The sequence below is a fragment of the Bradyrhizobium sp. AZCC 1693 genome, from assembly GCF_036924745.1.
GTDB lineage: Bacteria > Pseudomonadota > Alphaproteobacteria > Rhizobiales > Xanthobacteraceae > Bradyrhizobium.
Genome location: NZ_JAZHSD010000001.1, coordinates 1,903,532 through 1,923,772, shown reverse-complemented (window position 1 = coordinate 1,923,772; position 20,241 = coordinate 1,903,532). Strand labels below are relative to the sequence as shown.

Genomic DNA, 20,241 nt, shown 5'->3' with positions numbered 1-20,241 from the left:
TCCCATTGCGTGGACCGCAAAAGGAGGACCTTGCCCCGTTCAGATTGCCGACAACGCGCCCCGTCTCACCCTATCAACAGGGTGGCCGCCTTCGTTCGGATTGGCTGGCCGCTTTCGATCGGAATCGGTGACCGCTTTCCGTCGGAATCGGTGGCCGCCTTGCCTCGGATTCCGCAAATCGAACAGGCCGACGGAATAGACGCGTGCCTCATAATATTGGCTGTAGGCTGCATACTCAGGTGGTGCGTACATCGCAGAAATACCCGCGTAGACGCCGCGATATGCTGTCAGCGGCGACCCCGGCGCATTTTGCCAGAGCTGTCTGTCAGCCAGGAAGTAAGCGGCACCAACGCCAGAGTCCTTAGCGCCGGTCTCGTAATTCTGGAACGGAGAGGTATTGTACATGAGACCAGCCCGAACCCATGTTTGCGGTGGACCAAAGGCAGGACCGGTCTTCCATCCGAGTTCATTGACCGCAAGCAGTCCACCATTGGGGACGCTGAAGCGGAATCCCGTAGGATTGTAGAACCGACTGTCGTCGTAGACGATGTCACCTGAAGGACCGTTTATTCCAAGGCTGCGCATCACGCCAAACTGGTCGTAGAGGCTGTCGGTGATGTGCCACGTAACCCGCGCGGTCGGCTGGGTGATGGCGTTCGGGCTCATGCCCATCAGATACGGAATCGAGGCACTTGCGCCGAAGGGACTGGCGAAGCTGCCACCGATGTTTGGCCCGATCCATTCCTGGGCATTCGACATGTAACCGATCTTCAGCTCGAGCTTTCTGTCCAGGAGTGTCTGGTACCAGGACAGATTGTAGAGCCCAAAGCGGTTCGGCGCGAAGTGATCCCACGAGGACCAACTCGCTACGCCGGCGACCGCAAGTTGACCGTCCGGAATGCCGTAGCGGCTGGTATCATAGGTGAGAAAGAACGAGTTGCCGTAGGTCAGGCTGGGCTGCTGGCCAAAATACTGCTGCGAGCTCGGGCTTTTGCCGGGGCCATTCGATGGCCCCGGACCCGACCTCAGTGCGTCCAGCATGTTTCCGGCAGCAACGGGGCCCTGAATCATTGCAAAGCCAAAACCATATTCAGCCAGCGTAGATCGGAAGCTGCCATAGTCCTGCAGCAGGGTGTCAGCGTAGCTCGGAAACATGATGTTCCAGCCCTTGAATCCGTACTGCCTGTCGAAACGCGCAGGCGAAGCAGCAGGGGCGGCAGCGTCGCCATTGCCAACAGGGGCCGGAGCAGTTGATCGCGCCGCGCCGGCGTCGGACTTTCCCTTCGGCTTCCTGGCCGCGCCGACCGTCTGCTTCGGCTGAGCTTGCTCCCTGATCCCGCCCCCCATGTTGCTGCTATCGCCGGCAGGCTGCGCAACGGCGTTTGGACCCAGAAGCGATATGCAGCAGGCAAGGCTTAGCATTGCGCCCGACTTGCGGGTGATATCTGATCGGACTCTAGATCGAGCCTCTGGCTTAGACAAGGGTTCCGCGTCCGGAGACTGGCAGGGCCAATCGGCGCACGCAATGTCCTTCGCAGGTTGCATATCTTTAGTCCTCCCATTTTTTGCGAGCGCCTGGCTTGTAGCGAAGCGCACGAATTGTGACGGGAGTAGCACCCGCTTCTCAGCTCGAGTTATGCAACCGCCGTTTTCGATATGCCAATCAGACATAGTCGGTGCGGCAGCTCACTATCGAGACGGGGGAAGCTCACACAAGGATGGTGCTTGTCGTTGGAAGCAGATCGCAGCGCTTGAGGCGCAAACGATTTCGAGCGCAACAGCTTCGGCGCTGGAAGTCGGGCTAAGCCCCGATGTTTGCCAGGCCAAGCTTTCATGTAACGGATCGGGATTGGGCAGGAAGATGGCGCCCGCATGTCGATAGCTGGTGGCGGCGCTGCTGCCTCGGGTGCAGCAGCGCTCATGATCAGCCAGTGCGAGGCCAGCCGCGGCCTTAAATGCATTCGGAGGAAAGCACCGGGCAGGGCTGGTGATGATGAAGTGAACAGCTGCACCTGCAGGCGACTTCAGTTTCACCACCCAACTTCTGGAGACCAGTTGCCAGATGTGCGAGCTGGCGTTCGATCGCCTGGACATAGAATAGCACCAGTGTCCCTTGAGGCGTCGGTCTCGTGCCACGACTGCTCTTTTCAAGCAACTGGAGTCCAAGTCTCTGTTCGAGCCGCCCAACTCGCCTGTTGAGGGCGGGCTGAGAAATGTTGAGCTGATCTGCGGCGCGATTGATACTGCCCTGTTCAACAATTGATTTCAGCCGCGTGAGATCCTCAAAATTTCGAATGAGGCGGTTGACTGCAACAATATGGCTCCTCCGTTCCGCTTCCCCGGCCGGCGGCCCGTGAGAACATGCGGCCACGAAGGCGAGGGGGCCGGCGAATCGGCCCCGAACTGAAGACTTGCTAACCGTCATGGCACAACCTTACGCGTGCGGACCGAGAAATACTTCGCCACGGTAGGAGGCTGAAGTTTCCTCAACATTGTCAGGCCACGCTGGAGCTGCGGGCTCGTCGGTGGGCCGAGGTTTTCCATCCCATCCGATCTGCTCCATGGACCAATAAAGAAGAAGACAATGTCCGTCCGGATCGAAGGCCCAGGCTGCCCGGTCGATGCCCGGATGAAGACCGGGATTCAGATCATCCACCACCCGGACGCCGTGCTCACGCAGAAAGCTGATTGCTGCCCGCAGCTGACGATAGCTGGCCATCTGAAGGCCGAACCATGCCAGCGTCGTTTGATCGCTTAGACCCAGATGTTTGCGGAGACCTATGGGAATCAGAACCAGTGAATGATGCTCTGTGTTGTTTCTCAGGAAGACCATCTCCTCGCCCTGATGGGTGCGCCTCTCCGTCTCAAGAAAACCCATCGTTTCGATGTAAAACTGGAGTGCGCGGGAGACGTCTTCTACAAAGAGCGCGACCGGACCAATACGTGTGATCTTGAACGGCCGGGCCATTGCAATCCCGTCAACGTCGTACGGTGTCGGGCGGGAATCTTCGGCGCGAAATCCTGCCGCAAGGTCGACCCCCTCGCGTAACGCATTGTCGATCTCCTGCCATTCGCCCATCTGTGGCAGCTTGGGTGCCTTGCTGAATCCGCGGTCATACAGGGCTACGGGCTTGCTCCGTCCATCCCAACCTACCTGCTCGATTCCGTAATAGATCTCTATGGTGTGACGGTCTGGATCCTCAAGATAGCAATGCCAGTTCGAGCCCGGCATGTCCCGACCTGTATTCAAAACCCGGCAACCCCTGTCGGTGAAGTATGCTGACCCGTTGACCACCTCTGCCAGGCTTCCCACCTGCCATGTGATCTGGTTAGTCGTCACTCCCTTGACAGGATTGCGCCCTCGGATCGTGCGCTCTCCGATATCATTAATAGTCTTACCTACAAGGATCAGCGTATGATGGTCGCTGTTGTGGCGCAGCATGTAGATGGTGCGGTCCTTCACAGCCTTGAGCATTGGCTTCACAAGAGTCGGTGCGAGCTCGGCGACATCGCACTGCTCCGACACCCAGAATCCGAGCAGGTCAGCATAAAAGCGAACGGCTTCGTCGAGATGTCTGAATGTCAGGCCGAAATGCCCAAGTCGCCGGATCTTGAAAGGGCGATCCATCAGGACACCGCCAACATCAAACGTCGAGGCTGTAGCGGACGCAGACAGCGGCCTGCCGAATAGTTTCATTCGTTCCTCCCAGCTTTTCTTTCCGCGCTGGCGGGTCAGCCGTCTGATCTAGACGGCGTTGCCACAAGGCTATTGGGAAGTTGATTTATATTCAACTGTCAAAACAACTGTTGATCTGAGGCATACCTACGAACGACTGCGCGGGTCGATGAATCTGTCGCAGACATATGAGCGCCCGAATGATTGCGCTGGTGGTCAATGTCGCTTTGAAGAGCTATTGAGGAATGCGACGCCGCGGCTAGGTGGCCAAAGAACATGGCGACACCGTTCTCTACTCTCGACTCTACAGGCGAGACCTTTCGTACGAATCTCAGTTCCTATGCAGCTTTTCGAAGAGAGCCTCCTGAACCTCGCCAATCCGACGGTGACTTCGTCGCTCCTGTTAAAGGTCTGCTCATGAAGCCAATCGAAAATACCTTTCAGGAGTTTGTCGACGCGATGCAAACTGCCGGCGAGCCAGCCGAGTTTGAGGCGGTGGCGGCTCGTCTTACAAGGCACCTCGGCTTTCGATGGTTCGCTTATCTCCGGTTAACCGAAAATAAGCCGACATTGATCTCTTCCTATCCAAAAGCCTGGACCAGCCGGTATTTTGAGCTCGGCTATCAGAATCTTGATCCCGTCGTTTGGCGCACGCGGCGCGAACATGAACTATTCGAATGGGGTGGCGACGCGGCAGCGCCAACAGGGACCAAGGAGCAACGCAGGTTTTTTGAGGAGGCAATGACATTCGGCATCAAATCGGGCATCACCGTACCGATAAGAGGTGGCTTCGGACGAATTGCCGCATTCACGCTAGCAACCGACGAAAGAACCCTGCAGACCGGGCGACTCGCCGTCGAGTACAAGGATATTGTTCAGTTGTCTGCGCTGTACTTTCACACCCATGTAACAATCAAGCTAAACATCCCACCCATGCCACCGGCTGGCGAGACCACGTTGACCCAACGAGAACGCCAATGCCTTGCCTGGGCCGCGCGCGGAAAAACCGCAGCTGACATAGCGGTACTGGTTGAAATCGCGCCGCGCACCGTGGTCTTTCACCTCGACAACGCCCGCCGCAAGCTCGGCGCGGCTTCAATCGCGCAATGCGTGGCGGAAGCCTTGCGTCGCGGGCAGTTGCCCTGATCGGACGATCATCCACCGAAATCAGCAAGTGATTAAATGGCACGATATCGGGCAACGATGTCGCGCCGGATGATTTGCGAGCATGCTCATTTTGGCTCATGCTTGCTCTCTCAATGCATGTTCAATCTTGGCCTGCAAAATTCGACAGGCGATGGGATTGCCGCGTTCTGATCTTGTGACCTCTCTGTCTCGAAAAGGAGGTCGTTATGCATGCCATCGCACTCAACCATCATCAATTTGGTCAACATCTGGACCTGCTCGCGGCGATGTATCGGTTGCGCCGGCGCATCTTCAAGGATCGGCTCGACTGGTCGGTGTCAGTCTCGGGCGATCTGGAGCTGGATGTCTACGATGCGCTCAATCCTACCTATCTTCTGGTCATGTCGGGCGCGCGCGAGGTTGTTGGATGTGTTCGGCTCCTCCCGACCACGGGACCGACAATGCTTGCCGAGACCTTTCCCTCCCTGCTCGGCGGGCACACCGCGCCGCGGAGCGAACGAATCCTCGAGAGCTCGCGGTTTTGCGTAGACACCAAGCTCGCGGCTGAACTCGTTGAGAACGGCCTGAATCGCGGAACCTTCATCCTGTTCGCTGCCATGATCGAAAGCTTGCATGCCGCCAACGCCGACTCAATCGTCACCGTCACGGACACGCGCATGGAGCGGATCCTGCGCCGCGCCGGCTGGCCGCTGGAACGGATCGCTCCGCCACAACGCATCGGGCAGACCACGGCGCTTGCCGGCTTTCTGCATGCTTCCGATGAGGCGCTCGCGGCCATGTATCGAAATGCCGGTATCGAGGGTCCGGTCCTTGTTGCACCGGAATCGTTTAGGGCCGCTGCGTGATGATGGTCACGTGCCTGCATTGAGCGCACACGGCGCAACCGCTCATATCAAGTATGTGATATGCTGGCAGACCCAAGGCATAGTCGAGTTGTTCTAATCAATCTCGCGCGCGGTGAACCGGCCAATGTGGCGGCCGAGTTCGCTGCGCGTCGTCGCGCGAGCCTAGCCTTGCTTCCGTTTTCCCGTGAAAGTCTCGGCGTCGCTCACACCGCGGTCGGGGAATATGAACCGAGCCAGTTGCCGGAGGAGATCGCTCATTCAATTGTGCCGCTGGATGTTGATGGTCTTTCGTTATGGCGTGACCAGCGATTTGCGGACTCACTGGCGGCGTCAGATATCAGCGTCATCTTTCTGGGCGGAGCCTGGCTTGAAGAAGAGCTGTTGATTGCGGCGCTCGAAGGGGTCAGACGTGGATACGATGTGCGGTTGCTTGCCGATCTCTCCATCCCACGGTTTGAGGCTGACCGGCCGCTTGTTCTCGACCGCTTGGCACTCCACGGCGTTCTGACAACGACTGTCCGACAGACCTTGCTGGAATGGGCGGCATGCCTGGATGCCCCCGATCTGAAAGAGAAGGTTCGGAAGCTCTTGTCGTAACCGGGCGCCGCCCGCGTGCGCCTCGCAGGCGGGCCGGGCTCTCGTGAACCGAGCCCGCTGGCGCGGTCTCGGCCTTCGGCTTCGATCCCTGGCGCAGACATAGCGAGGGGCGGTATCGTCTGTTTGCGACAAGGCGTTTGCACCTGCATCGCCACACCATCGGGTACGTGCGCTAACTCGTAGCAGAAAGATCTGCGGAGCCGGCCTGAACGGCCGGCCGGTTTTTGTTCGCCCCCAGAACGCGGGGTGGGCGGCGCTCCCGTATAGCCCCGAACCGGCGAGCCGCAACCGCGAGCCGCCAAATGTTCGAAATGACGATTGGGTACGGCTCGCGGTCCTCCGCTTATGCTCCGGCCTTACAGGTGCAGCCCGCCTCTGCGTTCGCGGCTGTCCGGTCGCTCTTCGCCGCCCACCCCGCCTTCCGGGGGCAGAGCGCGGAAGAGGAGAGCGAGCGGAGATTGTCATGTCCAACCATCTACACCGGGAGCGCGCGGAGAGGCCCAAGGGAAGTCCCAAGGCAGCTCCCGAGTCAGCAGCTCCCAAGGCAAGTCTTTACGAGGAGATCACTGCCCGGATTATCGCCGATCTGGAAACCGGCACCTTCCCTTGGGCGCAGCCTTGGGGCGCGGGCCCGGGGAACGCCGCGCTCGGATTGCCGCGAAACGCCGCAACCGGAAAATTCTATTCCGGGATCAACGTCCTGATCCTCTGGGGCCGGCTATTCGATCAGGGCTTCGCCTCGCAAAGCTGGCTCACCTTTCGTCAAGCCCTCAGCCTTGGGGGAAATGTGCGCAAAGGCGAGCACGGTGTCACCGTCTGCTACGCCGACAAGTTCATCCCCAAACGTGATCGAAGAGGCGGCGCGGGCGACGAGTCGTCGGGCAAGGGTGACCGAAACGACGAGGTCGAGGCGGTGCCGTTCCTGCGGCGCTATACTGTCTTTAACGTCGCGCAATGCGACAACCTGCCGGATCACTGCGTTGCCGCCGCGCCCGCTTCACCGGAACGCGAGATCATACCGAAGGCCGAGGCGCTCGCCGCAGCGACGCTAGCCGATATTCGCACCGGCGGCACGCGCGCGTTCTACCGGCCCTCGGTGGATGCGGTCCACATTCCGCCGCAGCCCGCATTCTTCGATCAAATCAACTATTACCGGACCCTGTTTCATGAGCTGGGGCACTGGATCGGGCATTCGAGCCGGTTGGGCCGCGATCTCACCGGTTCCTTCGGATCGAAGGCGTACGCAAACGAGGAGTTGGTCGCCGAGATCACTGCCGCCTTTGTCTGCGCCGCGCTGTCGATCCAGCCAACTGTCCGCCATGCCGATTATCTCGGCAACTGGCTGAGCGTTTTGCGCGCAGACAATCGCGCCATCTTTCGCGCCGCCAGCAGGGCCTCGAAGGCCGCCGACTTCCTCCTCGCGTTCAGAAAGTCAGAACCCGCCATGTTGCCGGACGGCGAGGCCGCGCGGTAACCCATGCCCCGGCATCGGAACTAGCAAACACCGTGACCGAACGAACCGAAGCGGGCGAGCAGTTGCTCGCGCCCTTCCTGTCGCCGGTCTCGGTGCGCCAGCGGCTCGACCATCTGATGGCGCAGCCGCTTATACCCCGCAAACCCCAAAAGCCTCTCGACATCGGGCTCTTCGATGAGGCCGCACGCAACCAGTTGAGCCTGTTCTAAACCGAAGGAGAAAGATCATGGACCTGCAACACATCCCCCTGAGCCATCTAAAAGTCGCGACCGTCAACGTGCGGCACAGCCGCAAACCGCCGGATGTGTCTGACATCTGCCATCGATCCGCGCGCGAGGCGTATTGCAGCCGCTGCTGGTTCGGCCCAACGGCGAGGGCTTCGAAATCGTCGCCGGACGGCGGCGCTACTTCGCAGCCTCCAAGGTGGCGGAAGAGCAGGGCGTCGCCGCAGACGAAATGCTGCTACCCTGTGCCGTCACTGAGACAGGCGACGATGCCGGCGCGATGGAGGCATCCCTGATCGAGAACGTCGCACGTGCGCCGATGGATGAGCTTGAGGAGTTTGAAGCATTCGCCAAGCTCTTGAAGCAGGGACGCGATGTCGCCGATATCGCCCTGACATTCGGCGTTACCGAACTGTATGTGAAGCAGCGGTTCGCGCTCGCCACGCTGCACTCAAGGATCAAGGATGCTTACCGCGACGGCGATATCAGACCTGAGGACCTCCAGCTTCTCACCTCCGCCACCCGCCGCCAGCAAAAGGAATGGATTGCTGCCTTTGAGCAGGAAAGCGACCCGGAAAATGACGAGGCGGAAGGCGCGCCGCGCGGCTATCGGTTGAAACAGTGGCTGTTCGGCGGCGAGCAGATTGCGACCGGCGCGGCGCTGTTCGCAATCGAGGACTACAAGGGTGAGATCATCACCGACCTGTTTGGCGATGCCAGTTGCTTTGCCGACCGTGAGGCTTTCTGGACGTTGCAGAATGCCGCCATCGCGCGGCTAAGGGACGAGCTCGCCTCAAAGGGCTGGAAAGTGTCGGTGCTCGAGAAGGGGCAGCGGTTTCAGGCATGGCAACATGTCGAAACGCCAAAGGAGGACGGCGGTCACGCCTTCATCGAAATCCGCGACACCGGGGAGGTTGAGGTTCATGAAGGCTATCTCGCCCACGACGAACGCCGCGCGCGTCGCAACAGCGAAGGCGCTGATGAGGTGACCGAGCCCAGGGCAAAGCCTGAACTCACCAAGGCCGCCGAGAACTATCTTGCTCTGCACCGCCATGCCGTCGTTCGCGCTGAACTGCTCTCGCGTCCCGGCGTCGCCTTGCGGCTCGCCGTCGCCCACATGGTCGCCGGATCGCCGTTGTGGAACGTCAAGCCCGATCCACAATGGGCCGACAGAGAGGAGATCGCAGCTACCGTTACGGCAAGCAGGGCTCAGGCCGCATTCGAGGCCGAACGGCAATCGGTGCTGCAGTTGCTTGACCTAGAGGCGGGCTATCTTGGCACGGTAACGCGCGGCAACGGCGAACCCTATTGGGGCGCGCCAGTGTTCGCGCGATTGCTGGCTCTTCCGGATGGGGCCGTGCTCAAGGTTCTCACCTTGGTCATGGCCGAGACCCTCGCGGCTGGGTCTTCTTTGGTGGAGGCTGCGGGCGTCGTGGTCAAACCGGACGTGGCGGGTGCCGCTCTACATGGCGTTTCCGGTCGGCAATTATGACCCGAATAAAACCCTGCAAATCGCGACGGATTGGGAAGTTATTAAGCCTTTGTTTACCGGCGGATAAAGCAAACGATTCGGGCGCGGACGCTTGCTCCGCGCTCGAATTCGGGAGTCGCCGAGTCGCAAAAGAGTCAATCGGCGCCGGCGAAATGTGATCGATAGCGCGATCGGCGACTCAGCCTATAGGTCGAAGAACGATCCGCACCCGGTGTACTTGAGCGAGCTAAACCGATGCCGAATTCTTACGACGCAATGAACGCGAACGATGCGACCTTGAAGCGGACCTGCCTGAGCCAGGTGATTGTCGGCCTGTCGGCGCTGGCTTCCACGGCAGTCCTGCTTATGCAGGTTTTGCCCCCGCTCATGCACGGCTTTCCGTAGGGTCATTGCTGTTTCGCTCCGCCGACCGCTGAATTTTAAGACCTGGCGGGAGTGAGCCGGGGCCACCGTCGAATATCCCCACAAAAAAACCGGACCTTGATGCAGCAATCAGCTGCACCAAGGTCCGGCTTTTAGTGAGCGCGACCGATCATCATCGAAAAGACCACCCGCACCTGCTTGCGCAGAGTCCGTCAGGCGATAGCGACGATGTCAGGAAGCTAAAGAGGTTCGGCTGAAGTTACTTCTTTTTCTTTTTGGCGGTCTTCTTCTTTGCAGCCTTCTTTGCTTTCTTGGCCATGGTGCCCTCCATCAATTTGAAAACGAGTTCAACGAAAGTGCTGGCCGGGAATCGGCATGCACATATTAAGTCTACACTACAATCGTAAAATAGATATGGCGCTACGCATCGTCGCGTCTTGCCGCGCCGTCGCGTGGAAGCATGATCGCTCCCACGCGATATCACCGAAACAAAATGGAGCGAGAGAACGGCCCCCGCACAGGCAGCGCAGAGCCGGACTTGTCTGGTGCGACGGATTCCAGATCACGGCAAAGGCATTGTCATCGTTCTGGCCGGCAGCGCGGCAAAAAGATTGGCTGACAGCTTGCGGGGGCCGAACCTGCAAAGCCGCGAGCGAGAGGCTCAACTAGTCCTTGCCGCTGTTTTCGCCGCGCCGGATACAGCCCGCGCCGGTCTCGACGCCTTGCATCGCGACCGGGAAGTCGGGAGGCGCTCGGTGCTGTTGTCGCGGTTCGAGACGATATCGATGTCGGTCCTGATCGAGACGGTCTTTGGCTGGCTGTAGCGTCGTATCGTTCTGTGCGCCCGATCGAGCAAGGTCTGTCCAACTGGTGTCGGTGGCTCCGATCTCCTGCTCCTTGGCGTTACGACCTATGGGAATCGTCCCCCTGATGAAACCATCGCGGCCTCCTTTTTTCCCCGCCGGACCAAAGTGGCTCCGGCTCCTCGCGCGCGCTTCGCTCCAAAAAAGGCGTCCGCTCAGGTGCTCCGCTGCGCTGCGCCCGAAGCCGGTTCATCGGTGTTGCGCTCCCCATCACGGTCTCGCCATCGCAGGGGATCGGCCCCTCGCGAACAACAGGAGGACAGACCATGACTGCAATTGGATACGTCACCAAGAACGACAATGGCGGCTACAAGGGCCAGCTCAAGACCGTCTCGATCCGCGCCGACATCGATATCATCCCGAACCGCGACAAGAGCATCGAGACCCACCCCGACTTCAGGGTCGTCACGCAAGGCGTCGAGATCGGTGCGGGCTGGATCAGGCGCGGTGAGACCAGCGGCAAGGACTATGTGAGTCTGTCGCTCGCAGCGCCCGAGTTCGGACCGCGCAAGCTGTACGCCAACCTCGGCCGCGCGGCCGGCCAGGACGACGACAGCGTCTTCGCCGTGATCTGGAACCCGGCGGACTAGAGATGTCCGGCCCCCGCGCGACCAGCGCGGGGGCCTCTCTCATGCCTCAATCTCTTCCGACGATGATCGCGGCCGAGACCGGGTGCGGGGGCAACGTTGAATCGTGAAACTGTTGGCGCGCCCGCGCGCAACGGCCTTGCAATGCGCGATCGCAAGGCCACGGAAATTTATGATCCAAGCGACTGGGCCTGGGAGTTCCTGCGCCGCAATCCGGACTATCGCACCGACTGGCGCAGCGCGGTCCCAAGGCGTCTGCCTCATGTGACCTTGAGCGACGGCACGCAGATACTGCGTCTGCGGCGGCGCTATCCCCGTGCCGAACGATGGGGGCTTTACGCCTTTGCCGATCCGCTCAAAGCGGCGCGGGAGGCACCGGTATTCTGGCTCGCTTCGGCCAACAGCCGTCTGGTTCGTGCCCGCTGCACGCAACTTGACGGTAGCGACGACCATGCAAGCACGCCCCTTGCAGCCTTCAAGGTCAGCCGCTCCGCCGCCATCGGCGTCGATGGCATTCCCGTCGTGACCTTGAAAGGGCAGGGCACCCACGTCGCCCTTGAACTTCACGGCCTTGCCGTCCTCACGCAACCCTTGCGGCTGGTGTTCGAACTGGACGGATTGAACGATCTCAATGGGCGGATCGAGTGTCTCAAGACCCTGCAGCGCTTCACCAGAACCCAGGCCGGGAGCGATAGCCGCTCGCCATTTGGCTGTGACGAGCGGCTCCATCACGCACTCATCGCGCTCGATGAAAGCATGGCAGGAAAGACCTATCGCCAGATCGCAATTGCGATTTACGGCGAGAAATGCGTCGCCGAGGAGTGGGGAGGCACCAGCCAGTTCCTGAAAGACCGGACCCGGCGCCTGGTCTCCAAAGGGCACGAGTTGATGACCGGCGGTTACCGCGATCTTCTCACCTGATTGGACCGCGTTGCCCCTCGCGGGGTGGCGATTGTCTGCCGCGCTGCTTCCGACACTCGCCTCTGCGCTCTCATTTGACGAGGTTGCCGCTCGCGCTCGCATCCGGCGGCGCGACGGTGGAGCTTTGGCGATGGCCGGGGACGATGCGAAGGACGGCGAAAAGCCGTTCCTCAATACCAAGGAGGCCGCCGCCTGGCTGCGGCTCACCAAGAACACACTTGAGAAAATGCGGGTCAACGGTACCGGGCCGATCTATCGCAAGCACGGCCGCTACGTTCGCTACCACATCGAAGACCTCGTCGATTATTCGAACGCGAACAAGCGGAGATCGACCTCCGATGGCACCTAGATTGGCCCGTTTGCGCGGTAAGGCGGCGGTCCTGGCTGTGATTTCTGTATCGGTCGTTTCGACCATCGTGTCGCTGGCGCCGCATGCGCCGCTCATCGTCTACAATGCCTCGGGCAGCGCGCCGTTCGGATTCTATCGCGTCGAGAGCAGATTGCCCCAGCGCGGCGAAACCGCGGTGATTGAGCCGCCGCCGCTGATTGGATTGATGCTGGTCTCCCGCGGAATCCTGCCGCCGTCGGTCCCGCTGATCAAGCAGATCGCAGCGGTTGGAGGCGACGAAGTCTGCCGCTCCAAGGAGTCGGGCGGGGTGCTCACCATCAACGGAAAGGTGGTCGCCGTGACCTTCGAGAAGGGGCGCGACGGACGTCCGCTGCCGGCCTGGGAAGGATGCATGAGGCTGATCGATGGGGAGTTCTTCCTGTTGCAGCCGCATCCGCTTTCATTCGATTCGAGGTATTTCGGGCCGGTTTTGCGATGCGATGTCCTGGGTGTGGCGCGGCCGATCTGGACTTGGAATCGGGGCGGGCAAGGGTGATCATGCCCGGACGTGCCGGTGCGCGACGACTTGCTGCGGATACTTGGCACTCGGATCGAATGTCGCTCACTTGTGGTGGCGGCATCCCTAGCCGAGGTCCGCAGCTAGCTGTCGCCTTGTCGGACGTTAAGTTTTGCCACTCGCCAACGTTTTGGCGGCTACCTCAATCGCATCTGGTCGAGCTTTCAGAGGGCTTGCGAATAGTCCAGTTGAATTCCGGGCCTGTGTCATCTAAAGATAGAGCTGGCTTGGCATATATTTTCCCTACGTCATTTGAAGCAAATCTACTGTCGCGACTTTGCTTTCCGCTTCGCATGAGCCTGGCGGACAACTATTTTTCTTCGAGGCTAGCATGGCGGGCACGGCAGAAGAATTTATCAAGAAAGCGTCAGATTATCGCAAAGTTGCCGAGGATCTCGAGTCGAGAAAAAAAGACCTGAAAGATAAGTATGACAGCGGCGATTTTGCCCCGCTATTGAGGGCGCTGCTGGATTATCAACCCTCATCCTCCGTAGGATCGTCTATTTCCGCCCTCAAAAGCGTAGGGAGTGCGATTGGCCAATTTTTTCAATCGGGGACCTTCTATTTCTTCGCCGGCCTCACACTCCTGCTCTATGCGGCTCATGTTCAGCAGGAATCCAGCACGTCTCTTCATCCATCGCTTCTGTTTCTATTGGCAATCCTTGGCGTGGCTATTCTGCTTTTCGGTACCGGATCCCAATCGAAGGGTGCAATCGCCACCGGCGGTGCCGCGCTGCCGAGTTCCTCCGACAACTCGAATGGTGAAGTAGCGAATTCCGGGAAGTCGGACATTCTTTTGCCACCGGATCATCCCGCGGTGGTCGCCGAGGAGAGCATCAAGACGGTACAGTCGGGCATCATAGCCGCTAATACCAAAGCGACTGACGCAGAAAAAGTGGCGGGGCTAGGCGCTGCCGTAGATCCAGCAAACTTGGCCGTTAAGGCGGCTGAGGCAGCCCGGCTTGCGGCATCAAAACGACCTTCAATTCCTTTGTCGACCGAACGCGGTGACTGGGGGCCAGTCAAGGCGAATGCTGCGGTTGCCGGTGGCGCAGCAGTTCTCGCAGCCTTGTTCGGTTGGGGCATAATCCACTTCAGTCCTGACATCCGTAAGGTTTTCAGCCGGGATGACAATTACGAGAAAATCTACATCAGCGCTTGTGCGGCCTATAAACCCGTCTGTAATCTCGATGAGCTGCCAAAAGACTCCACGCTAAGTGAGTTTACGCTCGGTGACTATGATATCAGTGCGTCCATGGATAACGGGACGCCAATACCAATGGTGAGAGACGACCGCCGCATACGCTTGGTGCTTCTTTCGGAAGATACGCGCAACAGCAAATACTTTTGGCTGACAATCAAGCGAAACAAAAATCAAGAGCGAACGGACTTTCGCAAAACGCTGACCTTGCCGGTGCGGTTAGGGCCCAAAGAACCAAATGCCCAGTATTGCGCGACCTTCGAAGGCGCCTCCGAGCAAGTTTGTCCGCTATCGGCGCTTCGCCTGGAGGGGCAAGTCTCCAGCGAAGACCGAGCAAGGACGAAAGTGTATTCGTTGAATTTTTTCGGGGTGCGTGATCCGAACGGACTGGTCACCACATCGGCGACAGTGGTTATCCCAACACCGGCGGGTAGCGCGCCGCCGCCGGCCGCGGCGGTCACGGTGGAGTACGATCTGACTGTGCAAGCAGGGGCAAAAACTCAATGACCGCCAAAACCTGGTGTAGCCTCTTCACGCTTGTGAGCATCGTCTTCATTGGCTCGCTGCCCTCCGTCCTTGGTCAGGACGGAAAATCCAATATTCCGACCCTTAGTGCAACTGACATGAAAGATTGGATGAGACAGCTTTCGGATGCTGCCAGGGGAGGAGCAAATTCAAACGATCCAAGTAGTTCGCTGGCAATGTTGGAGAGGATGCGTTTCTACCTTGGCGCTTCGAGCAACATAGAAGAATTCCGCCGCAACGATGATCAAAGAGTGATTTCTCGACTGGCATCTTTGGCGTCGGCAGAAGACTCAGGACTTCGATTCAATGCAGCCTCCATTCTAGCCAACGTAACGGACAACACTACGCTTTGCGTGGTCCTGGACAAAATTCTGGACCGAAATATCGATGCAGCTGCGCGATTTAATCTGCTTCAGACCGCCAAAGTGGTTTCTACTTTTTCCACCCGCGATAATTCTTATTGGATACGCTCAACAGTTACCCAAGTACGGTCATGGTCCGAAGGAAGGAAGGATTCCGATCGGACATTGCAAGTACTCAGCCAGATAGAGCAGCTGTTGGACACCCAGAGAGAACAGTTCCGCGCGTCGTCACTGCCAATACTCGCGCCAACCCAATATCGGGAATGTAACCAACTGCCATCGATAGCCGCATTTGAAACAGCTCGTACCGCATACACAGTCTTCGTTCATACGAAACGGCCGGACGTGACCAAGCTCAAGGCCATTTTGACGGAGGCCGGGCTTACCTATGGTGGCGAAGACCAGGACGAGGATCCGTCCGGGGGGCGTGCGATTGACTATTCAACGCAGGGCAACCGGAAGGCAAATCAGGATATAGCGCAGTTCGTCGCTGACACGATAAATGCGCATTTCTTTTATCCGCCTCCGCCCGATCTGCCCGCCGGGGTAAGAGCTCGACCCCAATCTTCGATGGCCGAAAAGCGCGTTGCTGTCTGGTTTTGACGCGCTCGCCGGTTCCTCAAGTGGTCGCTAACGATCGAGGATCATTTGTGAAACGCTAGATTCTGAATTTCTCAATCAGGTGCGGCTGCAACGGTGTCCGCGGAATAAAACGAGGCTCGTTGGGTATGTTGGGCTTGTGTTTCGGGTTGAGCATCCAGTCGTCCCTGTCCGGTACGTTTTCAAGTCCTACCGCAAAAGCCTCAATCGAATCTTCCTTGATCTTCAGGCGCATAAAGTTGTTGTAGGCGCCGATGCGGAGGGCGCTGAACGCATCGTTGCGGTTCATGCGCAGGTATCTGCATGTGAGCATCATGTTCCAACCGAAGAAACTCCCGCCCACAAGGAAGCCAATCGGAAACATTTCGACCAGGAGGAGCCCGAGCCACTTCCAGTTGCTGTACCAGGCGCCGGTCAGAGCAAAATGCGAGTCGTTGTACGTGGCGAACCACCGCGCCGCGCTGATCACAACCAGGATATGAGCAAGCGCGTGCAGGGCGCTCGTGATCAGCACGGCCGGCCGATATGATTTTTCCTGGTTTGTTGTATAGCCGGTCAGCGACCAGCCGAAGACGACTGCTATAAACAAATACATGTCCCATTGGTCACGCAGCGTCACTGCAATTGCAAGAAGCCAGTAGACAAGCCCCATCAAGACCGAAAAGTCCCAGTTTTTGATTGCAAAGAGCAGGTTGCGCCACACGAGTTGGCGGCTGACGTCGAATGATGGATACGCCGCGGCGAGACCAAGTGTGCGCGAAGTACCGACCCAATTGACTACTACACTCGACTCCAATTGATGCGTAGGATGGAGGAAGGCACCGCCGCCGCCGGATGTAATGAATTGCGTGTTATTCGGCCCGACATATCGGCTGTAGTGATGCGTATCGCCTGACAACAGGACCGGAATTGTAAGGTTCTTGTTGGCCTCGCTCGCAATTCCAAGTGCATAGTCGGTAATGTCCCACGACTTGGAATTGGTGTCAGTGTAGAGCCATCCCGGCTCAGCGCTGCAAAGGATTATCTTTGAGTCTGGCGGCATTCCCTGCGCTATCATGGTGAAATAATCGAATTGTGGCTGGTCAATGTTGTCCGCTAGCTGGATATCGATCGCCCAGAGCCACCATGTTTCTGTAACCTGAATCGCGAAATAGCTGCGTCGCTGCTCAGCGCGCCAGCCACCGAAACGCGTCGCTTTGTGGCCGCAGAAGTAAGCCAGAAACAGGACTAGTCCATCGTACCAGTCATGGTTGCCCGGGACGGCAAATAAAGGAACACCCTTTTCCGAGTCGGGATTCGGGTCGGGAAAGGCCCATACATAAGGCATACGCAACTGATAGCGGTAGGCGTTCTCGCTGGCCTTCGGATAGACCTCGTCGCCGCCCATTATCAAGACTTGCCCTCGCGGCAATGTCTGGCCAGCCAGTTGCAGGGATTCTTTAGCAAGAAGGCTTGCTACGGCATAGGTGCTATCAAAACCGTCGCCGAGATCGGCGACGAAGTCGAGCCAGATTGCGTCATCGGCTCCCTTGGCAAGGGTGTCTTTGAAAGCTTTGGCACGATCGAGCAGCACCTGAGGGTTCGGGGTATCGAGCGCTGCGATCATCAACCGACGGTCGGCGTAAGAACCAAAGATCGAAGAGAGGATTACGTTCACGAGCAACTTGAAAAGCAGAATCGGATTGAACCAGTGCGCCATACGAGGGTAACGGCCGTATTTATTAAGAGGCGGAATCGCCATGAATATCTCCCTGAAACAAGCGACACTTCCTGATAATTTTTGAACGCACGGCCACTGATAATCTCCTCAAAAATGTCGAGTTAGGCCGCTACTGCAGTCGTCGATAACTCTATTCTTGGCTCGGCAATCTGAACGGCAACGTCGCCGGCCTGTTTTGCATGGGAAGCATTCTTTGCAATTGCCAGACCGATCTTTCTCGCCAAATCTGAAGCAGAGCTGTCCAAAAAAAATACGAAATCCGAACGGCATCGCGACGACGGTTCAGTTGATCTGCTAGGCCGATCCAAGGCAAACGCGGCGTTGGTGATGCAGATGCCGGCCCCCCAAAATCATCGCTCTGATGCGCGTTCCAAGGCCTCCTTCTCGGCTGCAGTGTTCAGGGACGCGAACAATACATTTCATGCAATTTGCCAACTCAACTGATAATTGATCCAATATTGAGAAACAACTGTCAAGGTCAACGCGAGGGCAAGATAAAAGCACTGGCGCCAACGCGCGCCTAAGTCGTTGTCTGCACATCCAAGATTTGTCGCCAGCCGTAACGGCATTGTCGCCAAAGAGGCCGCAGCGCCTTGGCGCGATTGACGAAACACGCCTGCGTCTTGCGGCAATGCAGGAGAGCACGCACATGCTCCGGCGCGAAGGCGGAGAGCGGCGATGTCGGACACCGATGATGAATTCAGGGTCAGGCTCGGGCGGATCGGTAACCGCCGCGGCCGCAAGGCCGTCGGCTACCTAAGACGCTTGCGGAAGATCGCCGCGAAGGCGGGAGCGGGACGACAGCGCCAAAGCTCGGCATTCATGGGGTCGCGGATTGGCCGCGGCCATGCCCAGGGAACATTGTCCGCGAGCCGACGTCCGGCGGGAGCGCGCCGGGTGGTCATCAAGGCGCGCATTGTCCGCATCAAGGCGGGCGACAACGGCGCCGTCAGAGCGCATCTGCGCTACGTCCAGCGCGACGGCGTCACACGGGAAGGGGAGCCTGGCGAGTTGTATGACGCCAGCAGCAATAGTGCCGACGGCAAGTCGTTCACGGAGAGGGGCGGGGAAGACCGCCACCAGTTCCGGTTCATTGTTGCTCCGGAAGACAGCAATGAGCTTGCCGATCTGAAACCGTTCGTGCGTGACCTGATGCGGCAGATGGAATCCGACCTCGGCACCCGGCTTGATTGGGCCGCGGTGGATCACTTCAACACCGGTCATCCGCACAGCCACATCGTGGTGCGCGGCAAGGACGACCAGGGCAAGGATCTTGTGATCGCGCGCGATTACATCGCCCATGGCATCCGCGCGCGCGCCAGCGAGCTCATCACCCGCGAGTTGGGACCGGAGAGCGAACTGGAGGCAATTCGCAAGCTTGAGAACGAAGTCGGCGCTGAGCGGTTTACCCGGCTCGATCGTGCCATCCTGCGCGACGTGGATGGGGGAACCTTGAGGCTTGCCGCCAAACCGGAGCGCGAGCCGTGGCGGCACGCCATGCGCATGGGACGGCTGCGAACGCTGGAGCAGATGGGCCTGGCGCAGGAAACCGCGCCCGGCGTTTGGCAGGTCATGCCGGAGATGGAGCCGGCGCTGCGGCGGATGGGCGAACGCGGCGACATCATCAAGACGATGCATCGCGATCTGGCCGCCGCAGGAGTCCACCATGAGGCCGGTGACCATGTGATCTTCGACGGGCAGGCCGGCGCCGCGCGGGTGATCGGGCGGCTGGTCGCAGAAGGGGTCTCCGACGAGTTGCACGACCGCCGATACGTGATCGTGGACGGGCTCGATGGGCGAACGCATTACGCCGATCTCGGAGTCCGGCAAGCGACCGACGAACCCTTGATCCGAAACACGATCGTCGAGGTTCGAGCGCGCGACGTCAGCCCGCGCGACGTCGACCGGACCGTCGCCGACGTCGCTCGCCGCAACCATGGCGTCTATAGCACTGAGCTGCATCGAGCGTTCGATCCGAAGGCCGCCGGGGAGTACATTCAGGCGCATGTCCGCCGGCTGGAAGCGATGCGGCGGCAAGGTCTGGTCGAACGCTCAAATAGCGGCGACTGGTCCGTTGGTGCGGATCATTTTGAACGCGCAGCTCAGTTCGAGGCGGCGCGTCGATCGCAGAGCCCGGCGCGGATCACGGTGATATCCTGGCAAAGTCTTGACGAATTGCCGGGCGCGTCCGGCGCGACCTGGCTCGACAAGCACCTCGTCGCCAGGTCGCCGCAGATGATCGCATCGACGGGACTGGGCGCGGAATTCGAGGGCGCGCTTCGTTTGCGACGCCAGTGGTTGTTGGAGCAGGGCCTTGCGCGCGAGCACGGCGGACGGATCGCCTACGCGCGCAATCTGCTTCAAACGCTGGAGCGGCGGGAGCTAGCCGAGCTCGGCGCACGCATGACGCGCGAGACCGGCCTTGATTATTCCGAGACCAAACCGGGCGACCGGATCGCAGGTACTTACCGGCGCATGCTGACGCTGAACAGCGGCCGCTTCGCGCTGATTGAACGTGCGCGCGACTTCAGCCTCGTGCCGTGGCGGCCAGTGCTTGAGCGGGCCAAGGGGCAGGCGGTCACCGGCGTCGTCGGCGGCGAGGGGATTTCCTGGTCAGTCGGACAAAAGCGCGCCCTGGGCTTATAATCTACATTAGTGTTAGGATTGTTATATAAGATACTGATATATATGGAGGTTATACTATTTTTACGGGTTTAGTATAACCGTCTTGCGTTGAGTT

18 protein-coding genes are annotated in these 20,241 nt (G+C 59.1%); 14 read left to right on the top strand and 4 right to left on the bottom strand.

From position 1 onward, the window contains the following. Positions 1-39 precede the first annotated feature (39 nt). The 3 genes from V1293_RS09495 to V1293_RS09490 form a co-directional block, all read right to left on the bottom strand. Positions 40-1,422, bottom strand: coding sequence for a carbohydrate porin (locus V1293_RS09495; protein WP_334508786.1), 1,383 nt, complete (start codon positions 1,420-1,422; stop codon positions 40-42). Positions 1,423-1,951: 529 nt separating this feature from the next. Beyond that, positions 1,952-2,425: a LysR family transcriptional regulator gene (locus V1293_RS36115; protein WP_442894224.1), complete on the bottom strand. Its 474-nt coding sequence runs from the start codon at positions 2,423-2,425 to the stop codon at positions 1,952-1,954. Between the two features lie 9 nt (positions 2,426-2,434). After that, positions 2,435-3,697, bottom strand: coding sequence for a VOC family protein (locus tag V1293_RS09490; RefSeq protein ID WP_334508784.1), 1,263 nt, complete (start codon positions 3,695-3,697; stop codon positions 2,435-2,437). 255 nt (positions 3,698-3,952) lie between these two features. Here V1293_RS09490 and V1293_RS09485 point away from each other — a divergent pair, with 255 nt between their 5' ends. The 13 genes from V1293_RS09485 (at position 3,953) to V1293_RS09425 (ending at position 15,784) form a co-directional block, all read left to right on the top strand. Beyond that, on the top strand, positions 3,953-4,822 hold the full coding sequence (locus V1293_RS09485) for an autoinducer binding domain-containing protein (RefSeq protein ID WP_334508781.1): 870 nt from the start codon (positions 3,953-3,955) through the stop codon (positions 4,820-4,822). A 206-nt stretch (positions 4,823-5,028) separates the two neighbouring features. Next, positions 5,029-5,667: an acyl-homoserine-lactone synthase gene (locus V1293_RS09480; protein ID WP_334508779.1), complete on the top strand. Its 639-nt coding sequence runs from the start codon at positions 5,029-5,031 to the stop codon at positions 5,665-5,667. A 60-nt stretch (positions 5,668-5,727) separates the two neighbouring features. Next, positions 5,728-6,264, top strand: coding sequence for a hypothetical protein (locus V1293_RS09475; RefSeq protein WP_334508776.1), 537 nt, complete (start codon positions 5,728-5,730; stop codon positions 6,262-6,264). A 463-nt stretch (positions 6,265-6,727) separates the two neighbouring features. Next, positions 6,728-7,738 (top strand): ArdC family protein, encoded by a 1,011-nt coding sequence (locus tag V1293_RS09470; RefSeq protein WP_334508775.1) that lies wholly within the window; start codon positions 6,728-6,730, stop codon positions 7,736-7,738. A 32-nt stretch (positions 7,739-7,770) separates the two neighbouring features. Then, complete coding sequence (locus V1293_RS09465; RefSeq protein WP_334508774.1) at positions 7,771-7,947, top strand: hypothetical protein; 177 nt, start codon at positions 7,771-7,773, stop codon at positions 7,945-7,947. Between the two features lie 133 nt (positions 7,948-8,080). Next, positions 8,081-9,454: a ParB/RepB/Spo0J family partition protein gene (locus tag V1293_RS09460; RefSeq protein WP_442894223.1), complete on the top strand. Its 1,374-nt coding sequence runs from the start codon at positions 8,081-8,083 to the stop codon at positions 9,452-9,454. 908 nt (positions 9,455-10,362) lie between these two features. Then, positions 10,363-10,641 carry a hypothetical protein gene (locus V1293_RS09455; protein WP_334508773.1) on the top strand — a complete coding sequence of 93 codons (279 nt, stop codon included), beginning with the start codon at positions 10,363-10,365 and terminating at the stop codon, positions 10,639-10,641. A 305-nt stretch (positions 10,642-10,946) separates the two neighbouring features. Next, entirely contained in the window at positions 10,947-11,270 is a 324-nt protein-coding gene (locus V1293_RS09450; RefSeq protein ID WP_334508772.1) for a DUF736 domain-containing protein, read from the top strand. 96 nt (positions 11,271-11,366) lie between these two features. Further along, positions 11,367-12,188, top strand: a complete 822-nt coding sequence (locus V1293_RS09445; RefSeq protein ID WP_334508770.1) for a DUF2285 domain-containing protein — start codon at positions 11,367-11,369, stop codon at positions 12,186-12,188. 130 nt (positions 12,189-12,318) lie between these two features. Beyond that, complete coding sequence (locus V1293_RS09440; protein WP_334508768.1) at positions 12,319-12,537, top strand: helix-turn-helix domain-containing protein; 219 nt, start codon at positions 12,319-12,321, stop codon at positions 12,535-12,537. 37 nt (positions 12,538-12,574) lie between these two features. Continuing rightward, a complete protein-coding gene (locus V1293_RS09435; protein WP_334508767.1) occupies positions 12,575-13,072 on the top strand; it encodes a S26 family signal peptidase in 498 nt (165 codons plus the stop codon). Positions 13,073-13,424: 352 nt separating this feature from the next. Beyond that, the gene (locus V1293_RS09430; protein WP_334508765.1) at positions 13,425-14,801 is read left to right on the top strand and encodes a hypothetical protein; all 1,377 of its coding nucleotides are present in this window, start codon (positions 13,425-13,427) and stop codon (positions 14,799-14,801) included. Continuing rightward, a complete protein-coding gene (locus V1293_RS09425; RefSeq protein WP_334508763.1) occupies positions 14,798-15,784 on the top strand; it encodes a hypothetical protein in 987 nt (328 codons plus the stop codon). The genes V1293_RS09430 and V1293_RS09425 overlap by 4 nt, the downstream gene beginning before the upstream one ends. Before the next feature lie 55 nt (positions 15,785-15,839). On the opposite strand, the gene V1293_RS09420 is transcribed toward V1293_RS09425, so the two are convergent. Beyond that, the gene (locus V1293_RS09420; protein WP_334508761.1) at positions 15,840-17,522 is read right to left on the bottom strand and encodes a metallophosphoesterase; all 1,683 of its coding nucleotides are present in this window, start codon (positions 17,520-17,522) and stop codon (positions 15,840-15,842) included. 657 nt (positions 17,523-18,179) lie between these two features. Between V1293_RS09420 and rlxS the strand changes: the two genes are divergently transcribed. Then, complete coding sequence (rlxS, locus tag V1293_RS09415; protein ID WP_334508759.1) at positions 18,180-20,147, top strand: relaxase/mobilization nuclease RlxS; 1,968 nt, start codon at positions 18,180-18,182, stop codon at positions 20,145-20,147. Positions 20,148-20,241: the final 94 nt, after the last annotated feature.

Excerpts from the sequence above, each read along its gene's own strand:
- V1293_RS09495 (WP_334508786.1), bottom strand. The coding sequence starts at position 1,422 with ATGCTAAGCCTTGCCTGCTGCATATCGCTTCTGGGTCCAAACGCCGTT.
- rlxS (WP_334508759.1), top strand. The coding sequence starts at position 18,180 with ATGTCGGACACCGATGATGAATTCAGGGTCAGGCTCGGGCGGATCGGT.
- V1293_RS09470 (WP_334508775.1), top strand. The coding sequence starts at position 6,728 with ATGTCCAACCATCTACACCGGGAGCGCGCGGAGAGGCCCAAGGGAAGT.
- V1293_RS09490 (WP_334508784.1), bottom strand. The coding sequence starts at position 3,697 with ATGAAACTATTCGGCAGGCCGCTGTCTGCGTCCGCTACAGCCTCGACG.
- V1293_RS09485 (WP_334508781.1), top strand. The coding sequence starts at position 3,953 with ATGGCGACACCGTTCTCTACTCTCGACTCTACAGGCGAGACCTTTCGT.
- V1293_RS09420 (WP_334508761.1), bottom strand. The coding sequence starts at position 17,522 with ATGGCGATTCCGCCTCTTAATAAATACGGCCGTTACCCTCGTATGGCG.
- V1293_RS09440 (WP_334508768.1), top strand. The coding sequence starts at position 12,319 with ATGGCCGGGGACGATGCGAAGGACGGCGAAAAGCCGTTCCTCAATACC.
- V1293_RS09430 (WP_334508765.1), top strand. The coding sequence starts at position 13,425 with ATGGCGGGCACGGCAGAAGAATTTATCAAGAAAGCGTCAGATTATCGC.
- V1293_RS09475 (WP_334508776.1), top strand. The coding sequence starts at position 5,728 with ATGCTGGCAGACCCAAGGCATAGTCGAGTTGTTCTAATCAATCTCGCG.
- V1293_RS09480 (WP_334508779.1), top strand. The coding sequence starts at position 5,029 with ATGCATGCCATCGCACTCAACCATCATCAATTTGGTCAACATCTGGAC.
- V1293_RS09425 (WP_334508763.1), top strand. The coding sequence starts at position 14,798 with ATGACCGCCAAAACCTGGTGTAGCCTCTTCACGCTTGTGAGCATCGTC.
- V1293_RS09450 (WP_334508772.1), top strand. The coding sequence starts at position 10,947 with ATGACTGCAATTGGATACGTCACCAAGAACGACAATGGCGGCTACAAG.
- V1293_RS36115 (WP_442894224.1), bottom strand. The coding sequence starts at position 2,425 with ATGACGGTTAGCAAGTCTTCAGTTCGGGGCCGATTCGCCGGCCCCCTC.